The sequence below is a fragment of the Negativicoccus succinicivorans genome (assembly GCF_018373335.1).
Classification (GTDB): Bacteria; Bacillota; Negativicutes; order Veillonellales; family Negativicoccaceae; genus Negativicoccus; species Negativicoccus succinicivorans_A.
The window spans coordinates 1-15,712 of sequence record NZ_JAHAHH010000023.1 but is presented as its reverse complement, the minus strand read 5'-3'; the positions used below and the strand labels follow the sequence as shown (position 1 = coordinate 15,712).

Annotated in this window: 16 protein-coding genes; 12 read left to right on the top strand and 4 right to left on the bottom strand. The window is 54.1% G+C overall.

Annotation, left to right across the window (positions count from 1 at the left end; all coding sequences use genetic code 11):
* From KH813_RS02905 to KH813_RS02890, 4 genes are all read left to right on the top strand, one after another.
* Positions 1-228, top strand: a 228-nt coding sequence (locus KH813_RS02905; protein WP_303993005.1) for a DUF445 family protein, incomplete at its 5' end; no start/stop codon positions are given.
* Positions 228-1,475, top strand: coding sequence for a DUF445 family protein (locus KH813_RS02900; RefSeq protein ID WP_303993003.1), 1,248 nt, complete (start codon positions 228-230; stop codon positions 1,473-1,475). The genes KH813_RS02905 and KH813_RS02900, both read left to right, overlap by 1 nt.
* 81 nt (positions 1,476-1,556) lie before the next feature.
* Positions 1,557-2,003 (top strand): large-conductance mechanosensitive channel protein MscL, encoded by a 447-nt coding sequence (gene mscL, locus KH813_RS02895; protein WP_303993000.1) that lies wholly within the window; start codon positions 1,557-1,559, stop codon positions 2,001-2,003.
* A gap of 3 nt (positions 2,004-2,006) precedes the next feature.
* The gene (locus KH813_RS02890; protein ID WP_303992998.1) at positions 2,007-2,525 is read left to right on the top strand and encodes a cysteine hydrolase family protein; all 519 of its coding nucleotides are present in this window, start codon (positions 2,007-2,009) and stop codon (positions 2,523-2,525) included.
* A gap of 51 nt (positions 2,526-2,576) precedes the next feature.
* Here KH813_RS02890 and KH813_RS02885 read toward each other — a convergent pair whose 3' ends face one another.
* Complete coding sequence (locus KH813_RS02885; protein ID WP_303992995.1) at positions 2,577-3,992, bottom strand: sodium:alanine symporter family protein; 1,416 nt, start codon at positions 3,990-3,992, stop codon at positions 2,577-2,579.
* A gap of 345 nt (positions 3,993-4,337) precedes the next feature.
* Between KH813_RS02885 and KH813_RS02880 the strand changes: the two genes are divergently transcribed.
* Entirely contained in the window at positions 4,338-5,129 is a 792-nt protein-coding gene (locus KH813_RS02880; protein WP_303992991.1) for a formate/nitrite transporter family protein, read from the top strand.
* Between the two features lie 72 nt (positions 5,130-5,201).
* Here KH813_RS02880 and KH813_RS02875 read toward each other — a convergent pair whose 3' ends face one another.
* Positions 5,202-6,638: a sodium:alanine symporter family protein gene (locus KH813_RS02875; protein WP_303992988.1), complete on the bottom strand. Its 1,437-nt coding sequence runs from the start codon at positions 6,636-6,638 to the stop codon at positions 5,202-5,204.
* A gap of 239 nt (positions 6,639-6,877) precedes the next feature.
* On the opposite strand from KH813_RS02875, the gene fumC reads away from it, so the two are divergent.
* The 7 genes from fumC (at position 6,878) to KH813_RS02840 (ending at position 14,406) form a co-directional block, all read left to right on the top strand.
* Positions 6,878-8,260, top strand: coding sequence for a class II fumarate hydratase (gene fumC / locus KH813_RS02870; RefSeq protein ID WP_303993010.1), 1,383 nt, complete (start codon positions 6,878-6,880; stop codon positions 8,258-8,260).
* Between the two features lie 207 nt (positions 8,261-8,467).
* Positions 8,468-9,589: an alanine dehydrogenase gene (ald, locus tag KH813_RS02865; RefSeq protein ID WP_303992985.1), complete on the top strand. Its 1,122-nt coding sequence runs from the start codon at positions 8,468-8,470 to the stop codon at positions 9,587-9,589.
* A gap of 101 nt (positions 9,590-9,690) precedes the next feature.
* Positions 9,691-11,139 (top strand): nicotinate phosphoribosyltransferase, encoded by a 1,449-nt coding sequence (locus tag KH813_RS02860; RefSeq protein WP_303992982.1) that lies wholly within the window; start codon positions 9,691-9,693, stop codon positions 11,137-11,139.
* A gap of 175 nt (positions 11,140-11,314) precedes the next feature.
* The gene (locus KH813_RS02855) at positions 11,315-11,521 is read left to right on the top strand and encodes a helix-turn-helix domain-containing protein (protein ID WP_075939374.1); all 207 of its coding nucleotides are present in this window, start codon (positions 11,315-11,317) and stop codon (positions 11,519-11,521) included.
* A 173-nt stretch (positions 11,522-11,694) separates the two neighbouring features.
* The gene (locus KH813_RS02850) at positions 11,695-12,573 is read left to right on the top strand and encodes a hypothetical protein (protein ID WP_303992978.1); all 879 of its coding nucleotides are present in this window, start codon (positions 11,695-11,697) and stop codon (positions 12,571-12,573) included.
* Positions 12,574-12,896: 323 nt separating this feature from the next.
* A complete protein-coding gene (locus KH813_RS02845) occupies positions 12,897-13,685 on the top strand; it encodes a hypothetical protein (protein ID WP_303992976.1) in 789 nt (262 codons plus the stop codon).
* A complete protein-coding gene (locus KH813_RS02840) occupies positions 13,678-14,406 on the top strand; it encodes a hypothetical protein (RefSeq protein WP_303992974.1) in 729 nt (242 codons plus the stop codon). The genes KH813_RS02845 and KH813_RS02840 overlap by 8 nt, the downstream gene beginning before the upstream one ends.
* 50 nt (positions 14,407-14,456) lie before the next feature.
* Here the strand turns inward: KH813_RS02840 and KH813_RS02835 are convergent, their stop codons facing one another.
* Positions 14,457-14,948 (bottom strand): dihydrofolate reductase, encoded by a 492-nt coding sequence (locus KH813_RS02835; RefSeq protein WP_303992971.1) that lies wholly within the window; start codon positions 14,946-14,948, stop codon positions 14,457-14,459.
* Positions 14,948-15,709 carry a thymidylate synthase gene (locus KH813_RS02830; protein ID WP_303993007.1) on the bottom strand — a complete coding sequence of 254 codons (762 nt, stop codon included), beginning with the start codon at positions 15,707-15,709 and terminating at the stop codon, positions 14,948-14,950. The genes KH813_RS02835 and KH813_RS02830 overlap by 1 nt, the downstream gene beginning before the upstream one ends.
* Positions 15,710-15,712 lie beyond the last annotated feature (3 nt).

The window sequence follows — 15,712 nt, the reverse complement described above, 5'->3', positions numbered from 1 at the left end:
CTGCTCTTTGTGACGCTTGCCAAAATGTTGCCGCTGGTGCAGCCGTATTTCGGGACATGGGCGCAGGCGGCGTTGGCGCCGTACAGCGCGCGCGAACTCTCCGACCTGATCGAAGCTAAAGTCAGTGACGATTTACAGATGATCCGTCTCAACGGCACGTTGATCGGCGGCGTGCTCGGCGCGTTTTTCTATGTGATCGGGCAGGCGATGTTGGGAGGCGGTTTCTGATGCGCATATGGCAACTGGCCCAACATTTTTTGTGGGGGAGTGTCCTCTTTTTCGCCGCGGCGTTTGCTTTATTCGCATGGACGCGGCAATGGTGGAGCGAATGGCTTTACTATATCGCGCAAGCGGCGCTGATCGGCAGCGTCGCGGATTGGTTCGCGGTCATGGCGCTTTTCACGAAACCGCTCGGCATACCGTTTCACACGGCGCTGATCCCGCGGCAGCGGGAAAAATTAATTCGCGGCTTGCGGCAATTGCTGGAAGAAAAATTGCTGCGGCGCGAACTTTGGGAAGCGGAACTCAATCAATGGCAACCGACGAACTACCTCGCGCAGTGGTGGCGCGATCCGGAACATCGCCGCGCCTTCTGGGAGTGCACGCGCAGGAATGTCGAGCAGCGCTTGCCGTCGCCGCAACCGGAGGAATGGGCGCGCACGCTGGCCGCTTGGACGCGGCAGGTGCTCGGAACGGTACCGATGGCCGCCGCGGCGCTCACGGAAGTATCGCAAGAGGACGCCGAAAATGTAGTTTGGCAACCCTTGCGCAAGCGTCTGTTACAGGCCGTTGCGACACCCGCTTTTACCGTGCGGTTGGCCGGCGAATTGCGTCGGCTGGCGCGCGCGGAAACAGAGGGCGTGACGAAGTGGGTGCGCATCGTAGGTGAAGCGACGGGAATGGTCGATTACGACGCGCTGGCGCAAGCCTTGCAGACATTACTGCAGGAGGAATTGAGAAAACGGGACACGATACCGCAAGCGGTCTTGCGCTATTGGTCGCAGTGGCAAACTGAATGGCAAACGCCGGCGCATTCGAACGATTTACTGTTGTGGCAGCGCCAGGCGGCGGCGCTGCTGCCGCTCGAGAAGTGGTGGGAAGTCATCGGGGACGATTTCGCCGAAAAATATCTCACGCCGAGCGCCTACGGATCGCGCTTTTCACAAGTGGTGGCGGATGCGGTTCTGCGCGGTATTGACCGTTTCTTCGCCGACGCGGAGCAACGCGCCCGACTCGATCGCGCGTTGCGCGGCTATTTCGCGGAATGGCTGGCGCGTGAACACGGCCGTCTCGGCGAGGTGGCGGAACAGGTGCTCAGCGTTTACGACGAGAAGATGCTGAATCGTTTTATTTTCACTAAAGTGGCCGATGAATTGGCGAAAATCCGGATCAACGGCGCGTACGTCGGCGCGGTCATCGGCGCGCTGGCATGGCTGGCACTGACCGGTTACGGCGCGCTTTTGGAATATTTATAAAATTCGATTGAAAAGATTTCATCAGTACTCTACAATAGGAACATATGATCCTTTTTCATTCGCTTCAAAGGAGGAGCTTTTATGTGGAGTGATTTTAAAGCGTTTATTATGCGCGGTAACGTTATCGACATGGCCGTCGGTATCATTATCGGCGGCGCATTCGGTAAAATCGTCAGTTCGTTCGTCAACGATATTGTGATGCCGCCGATCGGAGTGCTTTTGGCCGGCGTCGACTTCAAGGACCTGTATATGAACTTGTCGAAGACCCATTACGCATCGCTCGCGGACGCGGAAGCCGCCGGCGCACCGGTGATCAAGTACGGCTTTTTTATCAATAACTGCATTGATTTTCTGATTATCGCGTTGGTTATTTTCCTGGTCTTGCGCGCGTTGATGAAACTCAAAAAGCCGGAAGTGGTCGAAGAAACGGAAAAAGAATGCCCGTTCTGCAAAACGAAGATCGCGATCGCCGCGACTCGTTGCCCGCACTGCACATCGCAGCTGAATGAATCGACGGAGGTGCGTTAAGAGATGAGTAAAGCGCTGATTGTGATCGATATGCTGGAAGATTTTATCGCGCCGGACGGCAAATTGACCTGCGGACCGGCGGGACAGGCGATTATTCCCGCGCTGCAGGCGGAAATTGCGGCGGCGCGCGAAGCCGGCACGCCCGTCATTTATCTGTGTGACAATCATCGGGAAGATGATCCGGAGTTTCAAATGTTTCCGCCGCATTGCGTGGCGGGTACGCCGGGCGCGGAAATCATCGCGGAACTGGCGCCGCAGGCCGACGATATCGTCTTGCCGAAACGTCGTTACAGCGGATTTTTCGGCACGAGTTTGGATCTTTGCCTGCGGGAACGCGGCGTGACCGAAATCACGCTGAGCGGCGTCTGCACCAATATCTGCGTCTTTTTCACCGCCGCCGACGCGCGTAACTTCGGCTACGAGGTGCGCGTGCCGAAACATTTGGTCGCGAGCTTCGATGCCGAGGCGCACGCCTTTGCTCTGCGTCAAATGGAATCCGTTTTGGGTTGCCGTGTAGAATAAAATACGCAATAAAAAAGCACTCCGAGGAGTGCTTTTTTGGTATGCGGAAATTTACGCGTTGTCGTAGTCGTATAAGGGCAGACCGTCCTGACGTTTTTCATCGTAATCGCGCAACACGGCTTTGATTTCCTTATGCAGAAGAATCAGCGCGATCAAGTTCGGGAGCACCATGATGCCGTTGAACATGTCACTCATATCCCAAACGAGTTCGACCTTGCCCAGCGTACCGAGCACGATAAAGGCGAGCACGAGCACGCGATAAATATTCAGCGCCGCGGACGAACGGAAAAGGAAACGAATATTCGACTCGCCGAAGTAGTACCAGCCGATGACCGTGGTGAAAGCGAAGAACGTGAGGCAAGTCGCGATGATCATCGGACCGATTTCGCCGAACGCGGTGTGAAACGCTTCCTGCGTGACGAGCGCGCCGCTGAGACCGAGTTGATCCGCGCCGGTCAAAAGAATAATCAGCGCGGTCGAAGTGCAGACCAGCATGGTATCGACAAAGACGCCGATGAACGCGGTAAAGCCTTGCAACACCGGATGCGCGACGAGCGCGGTCGCGTGCGCGTGCGGCGTGGAGCCCATGCCGGCTTCATTCGAAAAGAGGCCGCGGGCGACGCCGAAGCGAATCGCTTCTTTCATCGTGATACCCAAGACGCCGCCGCCGAGCGCTTGCGGATTGAATGCGCCCATCACGATATGTTGAATCATCGGCAAGATTTCTCCCGCGTAGAGGAGCAGAATGGCCAGCGCGCACAAAATGTAAATCACCGCCATCAACGGCACGATGAGCTGCGCGAAATGCGCGATCCGATGAATGCCGCCGATGAAGATTAAGCCCGCGAAGATCGCGATCACGACGCCGATCATCAGCGGGTCCAGACCGAAAGCGTTGTTGACGGCGCCCGCGATCGAATTGGACTGCACCATGATGCCGATAAAGCCGAGCGCGATAATAATCGAAACGGCGAAGAAACCGGCGAGAAATTTCGCCCAGCCTTTACCGATGATAGGCGCTAAACCGCGCGAGATATAGAACGCGGGGCCGCCGATAAATTTACCCGCCACTTCCACGCGATATTTTTGCGCTAAAATCGCTTCGGCAAAGATCGTGCCCATGCCGAACAGCGCGGACACCCACATCCAAAAAATCGCGCCCGGACCGCCGGCCATAATCGCGGTCGCGACACCGGCGACGTTGCCCGTGCCGACCTGGGCGGAAATCGCTACCGCCAGCGCTTGGAATGAGGAGATCGTACGACCGTCGCGATCGGTGTGCTGCTCTTTATACAAGCGGCCAAATACCTGCCGCACGGCCGGACCGAAACGACGGAACTGAGGTGCGCCGAGATACACAGTAAAAAACAGACCGACGCCGACCAGCGCGTACATCAGTACGGAACCCCACAAAATTTCGTTGACAGATGCCACGAATTGGGACCAAAGTCCCAAAAGCTCAGCCATAATATCTCCTCCATAAAAACAATTGACCGTGTTAAAAATACAAATAAATTGGATTAAGTGTACCACGATCATTAAAAAATGGCAAGGAGAAAATAATTTATTTTACTAAATAATTATCGACAGTGTTTTTCATCCTTCTGCGCCTTGTTTATTTCATGTGATTCGGCGTTGCTCTGCACAGGAAAAACACGCCTCAAAAAACACGTCGCGGATGACCGACAGCTTTTTGCAAAGTCTTTTGTGCGCGCTCGGTACATGAAAATAAAATTTGCCAAAATAAAAATAACCCTATATATTTTTGCCATACTCCAGTACAATGGAGTGCAATAGTAAAGGGGTGATACAATGCGCGTCAGTCAATTCAATGAAAAAGTCGCCGGTGCTTGCGAGAAAAAAGCCGCCCTTATGGACAAGAGTCCGGCCCGGTACATGGTTCGATCCGCGTTTGCCGGAGGATTTTTAACGTTGACTTCCTTGGCGGGTTTCGCCATGGGAGATGTGTTTAATACGCTCCATCCCACCTTGGGAAGATTTATTTTTCCCTTCGTCTTTTGTTGGGGACTGATTTATATTTTGTTTTTAAACGGAGAGCTTATCACCTCCAATATGATGTACTTGACGGCGGGCCTCTATCGCCGATGGATCGCGCCTCGCAAGGCGCTTAAAATGGTGATTTTATGTACCGTGGGAAATATTGTCGGCGCGTATTTTGTCGCGTGGCTCGCCTCCTACACGTCGGCGCTGCAAGTGTACGACGCGACGGGCATGGCGGCGACCATGGTCGGAGGAAAACTCGCGAAATCCGGCGTGGAAATCATCTTCGCGGGGACGATGGCGAATCTCCTTGTCAATATCGCCATTCTGTCGTGGCTGTTGATCGAGAACCAGGCGGCGCGCATGGCGACCGTCATGTCCGCCATTGTCATGTTCGTGTACTTGGGATTTGAACACGTGGTCGCCAACTTCGGTTCGTTTGCGCTGCTGTGCTTTTCGCCCGCTACGACCGCGGGATTTACCCTCGGCAATATTTTGCGGCAGTGGGGACTGGCCTATCTTGGAAACTATATCGGCGGCGGACTGCTGATCGGACTCGTCTACGCCTGGCTCAATCGCGGCGCGGATGAATATGTGGATTAATTTATGAACGGAAAAGTAACATACTGCTTGTCAAAAAAAGACATAATAAAAACGCCCCGTACGGGGCGTTTTTTATGCTACGCTGTCATAATCGTAGAGAGGAATGCCGTCTTGGCGTTTTTTATCGTAATCGCGCAAGATGCCTTTGACTTCTTTATGCAGGATGATGAGGGCGATTAAGTTCGGAAGGACCATAATGCCGTTGAACATGTCAATCATGCTCCAGATCAGATCGACCGTGCCGAGCGTGCCGAGCACGATGAAAACCAGGACCAGCGCCCGATACGTGTAGAGAACGGCGTTTGATTTAAATAAATAGCGGACGTTTGATTCGCCGAAATAATACCAACTGATGACAGTCGTAAAGGCGAAGAACGTGAGGCAGATCGCGATGATTTTCGGTCCGATGGCGCCGAACGCGATATGAAATGCTTCTTGCGTGACCATCGCGCCGTCTAAACCGAGCTGATCCGCGCCGGTAAGTAAAATAATTAAAGCGGTCGAGGTGCACACCAGTATGGTGTCCACGAAGACGCCGATGAATGCGGTGAAGCCTTGCAGCACCGGGTGCGCGACCAGCGCCGTCGCGTGCGCGTGCGGCGTCGTGCCCATGCCGGCTTCGTTGGAAAAGAGGCCGCGGGCGACACCGAAGCGAACGGCTTCTTTCATGGTGACACCGAGTAAACCGCCGCCCAATGCCTGCGGATTAAACGCGCCGATGACGATGTGTTGAATCATCGGCAGAATATGCTCGGCAAACAGGAACAGGATGACGAGCGCGCAGAGGATGTACACTGCCGCCATCATCGGTACGATCAGTTGCGCGAAACGCGCGATTCGATGAATGCCGCCGATGAAAATCGCGCCCGCGAACAGAGCGATGAGCACGCCGCACACGACCGGCGAAATACCGAACGCGTTGTTCACGGCGGTGGCAATCGAGTTCGATTGCGCCATGCTGCCGATAAAGCCGACGGAGATAATAACAATGACCGCGAAGATACCGGCGAATATTTTGGCGTTTGTTCGGCCGATGTAGCTTTGCAGACCGCGCGAGATGTAAAATGCCGGACCGCCGATAAATTTGCCGGCGACTTCCACGCGATACTTTTGCGCTAAGACAGCTTCGGCGAAAATGGTGCTCATGCCGAAGAGCGCCGATATCCACATCCAGAAAATGGCGCCGGGACCGCCCGCCATAATGGCGGTCGCTACGCCCGCGACGTTACCGGTTCCGACTTGCGCGGAAATCGCGACGGCCAGCGCTTGGAACGAAGAGATCGATTTTCCGTCGCGATCGGTATGTTGATATTTATACAACTTACCGAAGACCTGACGCACCGCCGGCCCGAAACGGATAAATTGCGGCGCGCCGAGATACAGCGTAAAAAATAGTCCCACGGCGACCAGGCCGTACATGAGAACGGAGCCCCACAGCACCTCGTTGACGGAATCAACGAATTGGGACCAATACATGAGAAGATCGGATAAAAAGTGCTCTGTCATCATACGCTCGTCTCCCTGGTAAATACATATGTATAAATCGAATCTATCTTATCACAAAAAATCATACATGACAATAAAATAGCAAGCACTTTTTATATTTTTGAAAAATTTGCGAAAAAAATATTTTCTGCGTACAATTAAGCCAAATCAAAATTTTGGTGGTGAAGATCATGCGAGTCCGACCCGTCGTTACGCAGATGACGGAACGCGTCGGCGCCGCATGGCTAAAGGGAGTGAAACGATTGACTTATCGAGTAGAGCACGACACTATGGGCGAAGTGCGGGTTCCCGCGGAACGGAAATGGGGAGCGCAAACCGAGCGTTCGTTTGAAAATTTCAAAATCGGTCAGCGGATGCCGCAGGAAATTATTCGGGCGTTTGCGGTATTGAAAAAATGCGCGGCGAAAGTGAACGCGGATCTCGGCAAATTGGACGCGAAGAAAGCGGACGTTATCGAAACCGTGTGCGATGAAATTTTGGCGGGTCAATGGCCCGATGAATTTCCGCTGGTCGTGTACCAGACCGGTTCCGGCACGCAATCCAACATGAATGTGAACGAAGTGATCGCGCATATCGCCAATGAAAAATTGGCGGCTGAGGGCAATTCGTTGCGGATTCATCCGAATGATGACGTGAACAGTTCGCAGTCCTCGAACGACACGTTCCCGACCGCGATGCATATCGCCGCCGTCGTGGCGCTGCATGAAAAATTGTATCCGGCGCTGGCGGAACTGCGTCGCATTTTAGAGCAAAAGAGTGCGGACTTCATGGACATCGTCAAAATCGGCCGTACGCATTTGCAGGACGCGACGCCTTTGACATTGGGCCAGGAAATTTCCGGTTGGGCGGCGATGCTGGAAGTTGCGGAAAAAATGATTAAGGAAAGCGAAACGCATCTCTATCCCCTCGCGTTGGGCGGCACCGCCGTCGGCACGGGCCTCAATGCGCCGAAGGGGTTCGCGGAAGGCGTAGCGAAAGAAATCGCGCGCGCGACCGGTTATGATTTCGTTTCGTCCGCCAATAAATTTCACGCGCTGACCGCTCACGATCAGTTCGTGTACAGCCACGGCGCCTTGGAAGCGCTCGCGATGAACTCGTTTAAAATCGCCAACGACGTGCGTTTGTTGGCATGCGGACCGCGGGCCGGATTGGCGGAAATCACGATTCCGGAAAATGAACCGGGCTCGTCGATCATGCCGGGTAAAGTGAATCCGACGCAATGCGAAGCGCTCACGATGGTGGCCTGCCGCGTTCACGGCAACAGCGCCGCGATCGCGATGGCCGCAGCGCATGGTCAGTTTGAGTTGAACGTGTACAAACCGGTACTCGTCGACGCGTATCTCGAATCCGTGCGTTTGCTGGGAGAAGCATTGCATTCGTTCGCGGTTCATTGCGCAGAAGGTTTGGAACCGGATCGCAAACGCATCGCGCAAAACGTGCAGAATTCGCTCATGCTCGTCACGGCGCTCGCGCCGAAAATCGGTTACGAAAAAGCCGCGGAGATCGCCAAAAAGGCGCACCGCGAAGGCACGGATCTTAAGAGCGCCGCGCTCGACCTCGGTTATGTCACCGCGGAAGAGTACGACGAGATCGTCGTTCCCGCCGATATGGTGCATCCGAAATAAATACATAAAAAGCCGCCGCGGCGGCTTTTTATTTGGATAAAATAGAGTACGCTGTTTTTCATGGTATGCGTTTTTATTATACGTCTCACATCGCATGCGAATTTAGAAAACACTTGAAAAATAATGGTGTCATGTTGTTTGCGCGCGCGAAATAGTGCTATAATAATTTTGTTAATAGCATACTCTATTTATTTAGGAGGTCACAACATGCGTATTGGTGTAGCAAAAGAAATCAAAAATAACGAATTTCGTGTAGGTCTTACTCCGGCCGGCGCGCACGCGTTAGTAGATGCGGGACATGAAGTATTCGTCGAAAAGGGAGCGGGTCTCGGTTCGTTCATTGAAGACAGCGAATACGAAGCGGTCGGCGCTAAAATCGTCGCGGATAAAAAGAAGCTGTTCGACGATTCCGAAATGATCATTAAAGTAAAAGAACCGATCGCGGAAGAATACGATCTCTTCCACGAAGGTCAGATCTTGTACACGTACCTGCACTTGGCGGCGGAACCGGCATTGACCGAAGCGCTGTTGAAACATAAAGTCATCAGTATCGCGTATGAAACGGTTCTCGGTCGTGACGGCCGCAGCTTGCCGCTCTTGCAACCGATGAGTGAAGTCGCGGGTCGCATGTCGATCCAGGTTGCGTCGCATTTCCTCGAAAAAATCAACGGCGGCAAAGGTAAATTAATGGGCGGCGTTGCCGGCGTATTACCGGCCAAAGTCACCATCGTCGGCGGCGGCACGGTAGGCACGAACGCGGCGAAAATGGCGGTCGGCATGGGCGCGATCGTCACCATCATTGATAACAACCTCGACCGTCTGCGTCAGTTGGACGACATCTTCGGACCGCGCGTACATACGCTCGCGTCGAACCCGCTCAACATCGCGCAGGCCGTTAAAGAATCGGACGTTGTCATCGGTTCGGTATTGATTCCGGGCGCGAAAACACCGCAGCTCATCACCACGGAAATGGTCAAAGAAATGAGCCCGGGTTCGGTCATCGTCGATGTGGCGATCGACCAGGGCGGCGCGGTGCAATCGGTTGACGGTCCGACCACGCACGATGATCCGATTCGCATGAAATACGGCGTAGTTCACTACTCGGTAGCCAACATGCCGGGCGCGGTAGCCAACACCTCGACTTACGCGTTGACGAACGCGACGCTGCCGTATGCGATCTCGATTGCCAACAAAGGTTGGAAACAGGCGCTCAAAGACGACAAGGGTCTGGCGAACGGTTTGAACACCTTGGACGGATACGTTACGTTCAAAGGCGTAGCGGAAGCGCTCAACAAAGAATACAAAGACGCTAACGATCTTTTGAAATAAAAAGCGCATAAAAAATCCCCTTGCATAAGGGGATTTTTTTTACTTGCGTTTTGTGAAATCGCGCGCGGACGGTTATAATAAGTGAAACATGTGGAGGGGATATGATGAATACAGGCTTGGTTACTGATTTTTATCAATTGACAATGGCGCAGGGACTTTGGCGCATCGGCGCGCATGATGTGCCCTGCGTATTTGATCGCACGTATCGCAACAATCCGTTCGGTGGCGGGTACACCGTCGTCGCGGGCTTGGAGCACCTGGTCGATTTCATTCAAAATTTCCGGTACGGTGAAAGTGAAATCGCGTACTTGCGCTCGTTGCATGCCTTTGACGAGGGCTTTTTACAATGGCTCGCCGATTTTCGCTTTACGGGAGACATTTACGCGATGACCGAAGGCACGATCGCGTTCCCCGGCGAAGTGTTGCTGCGAATTGAAGCGCCGAAAGCGCAAGCGTTGTTGATCGAAACGGGTCTGACGATGATCATGAATCACGAATCGTTGATCGCGACCAAAGCACGCCGCGTGCGTTCGGTGGCGGGCGATGACTTTTTGATGGAGTTCGGCTTGCGGCGGGCGCAGGGCGAATCCGCCGGCCATTATGGCGCGCGCGCGTCGATTGTCGGCGGATTCAACGCGACGAGTAATGTAGAAGCGGCGCGACGTTTCGGTTTGTCAGCGGTCGGCACGATGGCGCACAGCTGGATCATGAGCTTTCCCGACGAACTCACCGCATTCCGCGAATACGCGCGGCAGTACGATAACGCGACGCTGCTCGCCGATACGTACAACACACTCGAGTCGGGCGTGCCGAACGCCATCACCGTCTTTAAGGAACTGCAGGAAGCCAACCGCTTACCGGAAAAATACGGGATCCGTCTGGACAGCGGCGACATCGCCTACCTCTCCCGCAAGGCGCGTGAAATGCTTGATGCGGCGGGATTTACCACGGCCGGCATCACCGCATCCAACGACATTGATGAACATACCGTGCTGAGTTTGAAACAGCAGGGGGCGGCGATTAATTCCTGGGGCATCGGCACCAAGATTATTACCGCGGACGGCACCTCGGCGTTGGGCGGCATTTATAAATTGGCGGGACAGGAAGAAAACGGCGCGTTGATTCCGAAGATGAAATTCTCGGACCAGCCGGAAAAAATGACGGATCCGGGGCGCAAGGAAGTGTTCCGCATTTCCCATCGCGACAACGGGAAATTGATCACCGACGTGTTGACGTTGGCGGATGAAGACATTTCTCCGGCGGAGGATTACGAACTGATCACGTACGAATATCCGTGGCGGCGCAAAAAATTGGCGGCGAATTCGTTTGACGTGCGTCGCATGCTGGAGCCGATCATGCAAGGAGGCGAACTCGTGTACGAACTGCCGAGTCTTGCTGCGATCAAGACGTATGCAGACGCGCAATTCAAGCAGCTCTGGCCGGAATATACGCGCTTGGACAGTCCCGAGATACTGGAAATTAACCGTTCACCGAAATTGCAGCAATTGAAAGAGAAATTGATTCACGAACAGGTCGACAGCCTGCACTGAAAAAAGCGTTGCCGCACGGCAACGCTTTTTTCGTTCGCGGAATCTTAAAATTCTGTATAATGAAGACAAAATAATAGACCTTTGACATAATGGGCATGCAAATATGGATCTTTATTGTACAAATAATAACTCCTGCTGTGTTAATCATGGCATTGTATGAATGGAGGAGAAAATAATGAAGCTTGATGATGTGATGGGCTTGGGTGAAGCCGCCGAACGTTGGAATATGGCGCGTATCACACTAAAAAAAGCCTGCGCAGGACAAAACGGAAACGCGCCGCGCTTTATTGTGGGAGAAGAGTGTAAAAAATCGGGCGGAATATGGCTTGTTACGCGCGCCGGTATGGAACGTTTATACGGAGAAGAGGAAAACTCGCTTTGAAATGCTGAGTTGACAAAATAAAATGAGTTGGAAAACACCGGCTCTTTTTATTAATACTCGTATTGAAATAATCTCCCCAAACTTTCCCGAGCGATATTTTCTCACGGAAAGCGCTTGCTTGTGGGGGTTCTTTATGATCTTTATTATATAATGAAAGGAAAAGGAGGCAATGCATGGCAAAGCATTTGACATATCTTACCGCGGCATTACTTGCGGCTTTGACGGTTACGACAAACGCGAGTGAACCCGCGGCGTTTGCGACCGTGACCGAAAACGCGCCGGCGCAGACCGTCTGGCAGGCCGCGTGGCAGGCGCAGCGACCGCAAGTCGTAACGCGTAAACAGGACATGAAAGCGACCTATTTTCAATCGACTTGGCGGGGACCCGACGCAGGTAAAGAATTGGCTCGCGCGCTGGCGGAGTATGCCGATAGCGGCTTGTTGCCGCCGCAGCAATATATGACGACGGCGCAACGTGAAACATTTTGGCAAAATGCCGATGTATTTCAAGCCGTATTTGTCGACGGCAACGTGGCGGATGTATTTGTGATGCGCATGACGACCGCGGAATTTCAGCGGGCGTTGGGAAAACGGTCCGCGCAGGCCTTGCGCGACGGCTTGGGGCCGGCGCCGAGCGCATCCGCGAAGCAGGTGCTCGCGACGCTTGCGCCAAGTCGCGCCGACGTGCAGAAACAACTGGATCGCGCGGTGGAGCGCCTCAATGAACGGTTGACGGAGGATCTTTTCGCCGCGGCGCTCATGCAGGTCCTGGCCGAAGGAAAAATATTGCAAATGCGCGCCGATTTCGCGCCGATCGCCGATGCGAGAATCACGGCGTATACGCCGTTGACGCGCCGCTTGGCAAACGGTCGACCGTATTGGGAACAAAGCGTGCGCTACCGTGAGCGGGTGATTACAGAACCGGGCGCGCCGCCGACGAAAGCGGTCGTGACATGTATTGCGCAACTGTTTCCGCGAGAAGACGGCTGGGCTATCGCGTATACGCTCATTGACGGCGACGGTAAGGAAAAAGCAAAACAAACGGATAAATGAAAGATAATCGGGCAACAAGAAAGAGGCGACCACTCGGGAAGTGGGTTTTAAACCACCTAATCGAGCCGGTCGCCTCTATTGCCATTATAGTACACGGATTGTTGAAAGGTGTCAAGGGGCATTTCCTGACGTGAGAATAAAGGGAAGATACACCGAGAGGCAAGCGGCTCGTTTTTATTTTTTTCTCATTGCATGCATTATATTTGCGATGTGAAACGCAATGAAGTATGATGAAAGCGCTAAGAGACGGATAGTATGCAGGCGTTAATTATCCTGTAAAACGAAATTAAATTAAACCGCACCGCGATAAAGGAGGAACGGACATGCATCGGATATTGTGGAGCGTGAGCTTGGCGCTGGCGCTGTTGGGTAACGTCTGCGCGCAGGCGGCGTTGCCGAAGGACGCGCCGGCGCCGGTGAAAACGTATGCCGTGACGGACGGCTATTGGGGTAAACAACTGTGGCAAAGCGACGTATTGAAAACGGCGTACGCGTCGGCGCTTTCATCCGCCGCCGCGGCCAGTGGAGAAATAGGCCGGGACGAAGTTACGCCGCGTATCGTCAAGGCGGTAATGGATTCGCTGATGTTGACGCAGTGGCAGGCGGAGGATCAGCGCGGCGTGCACGTGGCGTACGTGGTGACGGCGCAGGTGCCGCTGGATCTCATGGCGCGGAGCCAAGCCGCGAAAGGAAATCGCGCGGGCGAGTTTTGGGCCACCGCGTTTGAAAATACCGACGCGCGGGAGTTGCCGGAATATCTCTTGACGCAACCGCGCACGAAAGAAGAGATGCAGGCGCAAATGGATCTGGCGAAGGCGTCGCTCATCGCGGAAAACGCCGAGGCGGCGGCGTTCCTGCCGACATTGACACTGCGTTCGTACCAGCCGCTGATTCGTTATCGTGACGGGCAGGGCGGCGTTTACTACGGACAACATATGCGCTTCGTCATCGGTACGGGTGGAGTCGTTTGGCCGATCGCCGTATTTTCCGATGTTCGCAAGACGGCGGGTAATATCCATTGCACGTGGCTGATTACGGCGGATACGGAGTACGCGTATTTCGAGCGAATTTGGAACCGATATGTGGGAATAGGAGGCGATCGCGATGCGTAAAGTGGCATGGTTGGTCAGCGGCTTGCTCGCGCTGACGACAGCCGCGTACGCGGCGACGCCCATCGCGGTGCCGCCGATGGGCACATTGCAATGGCCGGATACGATCACGGCGGCGTCCCTTACGGATGGCTTCATGGATTCGCAGAAAGGTTCGGTTGCTCAGGCTCAAGTGGCGGCGGTCGATGAAAATTTGACGCCAATGGAGGATGGGTCCGTTTACCAGTTGCAGGCGGAACGACCGGAAGGATTGGCGACGGCGTGGCTGGTCAGCTTTGCCGTGCCGATGGACGACCCCGCTGAGCTCGAGCCGTTTTTCCGTTCATCATTGGGCGATGAGGAGCGCGCGACATTGGCGCATTTTAATGTCATGCTCTACGGCTTGGAAGCGAAATTAAATCAGAAAATCGCCGCGCATTGGGAGAGCATGGTAGAAGACAATCCGCAGTTACGCGGCGCGAACGAAATGCAAAAACAGCCGCCTCTTTATGTGCGTATTCGCGAGATCGATTCGCTCGTGCCGGTCACGCAAGCGCATGAAGTGATGTATCGCGTGGGCGCGCGGCTGGCGCCGGAGATTGACGGCGGCTGGGTGCTGCCGTACTATGCGCAGTGTTACATTGTGCGCCGCGATGATCGGTTGGCGGGCGTGCTGCTCCTGGTAAGCGATACGGATCGTGAGTATTTTGCCCGCTATTTGGCGAAAGCCGTTCTGACTTTATAGATTGCTACATAAAAAAAGACAAATAAAAAAGACCGCGTTGCGGTCTTTTTTCATGCGCGACGAACGTAGGTCACGAAACGATGCGCCAACGGATTTTTGGCATTGACTTCGCCTTCTTCGACATGCGTTTTTTTCCAGGCGGTTTCATCTATCACGGGGAAATACGTATCCGCCTCCGGTTCGCTGTCCACTTCGGTGATGTGCAGTTGCTCCGCGTACGGGAAAAAGGCGCAATAAATTTCGCCGCCGCCGATGACGAAGTAATCCTCGTCTTGCCGCAACGCCTGCAGCACTTCAGCGACGCTCGCGAAACATCGGACTTCGGGGTGCGCCGCGGCCCAGTCGCGGTCGCGGGTGAGTACCCAGTGCGCGCGGTCCGGCAGCATGCCCGGCAGACTTTCAAAAGTTTTGCGGCCCATGATGATCGGGTGCCCGGTCGTTATTTTTTGAAAGCGTTTCAAATCATCGCGCAAGTGCCAAAGCAATTGATTGTCTTTGCCGATCGCCTGATTTTTCGCGACCGCGACGATGATGTGCAACATCAGACGGACACCTCCATGGCCAATTTGCCGAGATGCTCATAATTTTCCAAATAAATATCGTCCGGCGTAAACTCATAGAAATTTTTCACGTCGGGATTGAGAACCAGCCGCGGCGCCGCCAGCGCCTGATCACGGCGCGCGAGTTGCGCGGTGAGTGCGTCGACATGGTTATCGTAAATATGCGCGTTGTTGATGACATGCGTGAATAAGCCCGGCTGCAAGCCCGCGTGCCGCGCGATTAAGTGCACGAGCACAGCGTACTGCGTGAGGTTGAACGGCACGCCGAGGCCCATGTCGCCCGACCGTTGCACGAGCATGCAATTCAGGCGACCGTCGGCGACGTCCCACATGGTGAGAAACGCGCAGGGGTATAACGCCATCTCCGGCAGATCTTCCACATTCCAAAGCGACACGACCATGCGGCGGCTCTCCGGATCGTCGCGGAGCGTTTGCAATAGCGTGTCGACCTGACCGTATTTTTTTAACTGGTAGCCGTAGGCTTTACCGATCGTGCCGTCGGGTTGCATCCATTCGTCCCAAATGTGGCAGTTCCAATCCTGCAAAACGCGCACATCGTTTGACTGCTTCTGCCAAATCCAGAGCAGTTCTTTGACGGCGGTTTTGAATGCGACAAACTTTGTCGTGAGAATCGGAAATTCCTGCGCCAGATCAAATTGCATGATTTGGTGCGGCAATTTATAGGCCGGCATACCGGTGCGGTTGTTGCCGTGCGCGCCGGTTTTCAAAATGGCTTCGACAATGTT

What these genes read in the sequence shown, in the direction of transcription:
- KH813_RS02900 (WP_303993003.1), top strand. Translation starts at nt 228, where the DNA reads ATGCGCATATGGCAACTGGCCCAACATTTTTTGTGGGGGAGTGTCCTC.
- mscL (WP_303993000.1), top strand. Translation starts at nt 1,557, where the DNA reads ATGTGGAGTGATTTTAAAGCGTTTATTATGCGCGGTAACGTTATCGAC.
- KH813_RS02890 (WP_303992998.1), top strand. Translation starts at nt 2,007, where the DNA reads ATGAGTAAAGCGCTGATTGTGATCGATATGCTGGAAGATTTTATCGCG.
- KH813_RS02885 (WP_303992995.1), bottom strand. Translation starts at nt 3,992, where the DNA reads ATGGCTGAGCTTTTGGGACTTTGGTCCCAATTCGTGGCATCTGTCAAC.
- KH813_RS02880 (WP_303992991.1), top strand. Translation starts at nt 4,338, where the DNA reads ATGCGCGTCAGTCAATTCAATGAAAAAGTCGCCGGTGCTTGCGAGAAA.
- KH813_RS02875 (WP_303992988.1), bottom strand. Translation starts at nt 6,638, where the DNA reads ATGATGACAGAGCACTTTTTATCCGATCTTCTCATGTATTGGTCCCAA.
- ald (WP_303992985.1), top strand. Translation starts at nt 8,468, where the DNA reads ATGCGTATTGGTGTAGCAAAAGAAATCAAAAATAACGAATTTCGTGTA.
- KH813_RS02860 (WP_303992982.1), top strand. Translation starts at nt 9,691, where the DNA reads ATGATGAATACAGGCTTGGTTACTGATTTTTATCAATTGACAATGGCG.
- KH813_RS02855 (WP_075939374.1), top strand. Translation starts at nt 11,315, where the DNA reads ATGAAGCTTGATGATGTGATGGGCTTGGGTGAAGCCGCCGAACGTTGG.
- KH813_RS02850 (WP_303992978.1), top strand. Translation starts at nt 11,695, where the DNA reads ATGGCAAAGCATTTGACATATCTTACCGCGGCATTACTTGCGGCTTTG.
- KH813_RS02845 (WP_303992976.1), top strand. Translation starts at nt 12,897, where the DNA reads ATGCATCGGATATTGTGGAGCGTGAGCTTGGCGCTGGCGCTGTTGGGT.
- KH813_RS02840 (WP_303992974.1), top strand. Translation starts at nt 13,678, where the DNA reads ATGCGTAAAGTGGCATGGTTGGTCAGCGGCTTGCTCGCGCTGACGACA.
- KH813_RS02835 (WP_303992971.1), bottom strand. Translation starts at nt 14,948, where the DNA reads ATGTTGCACATCATCGTCGCGGTCGCGAAAAATCAGGCGATCGGCAAA.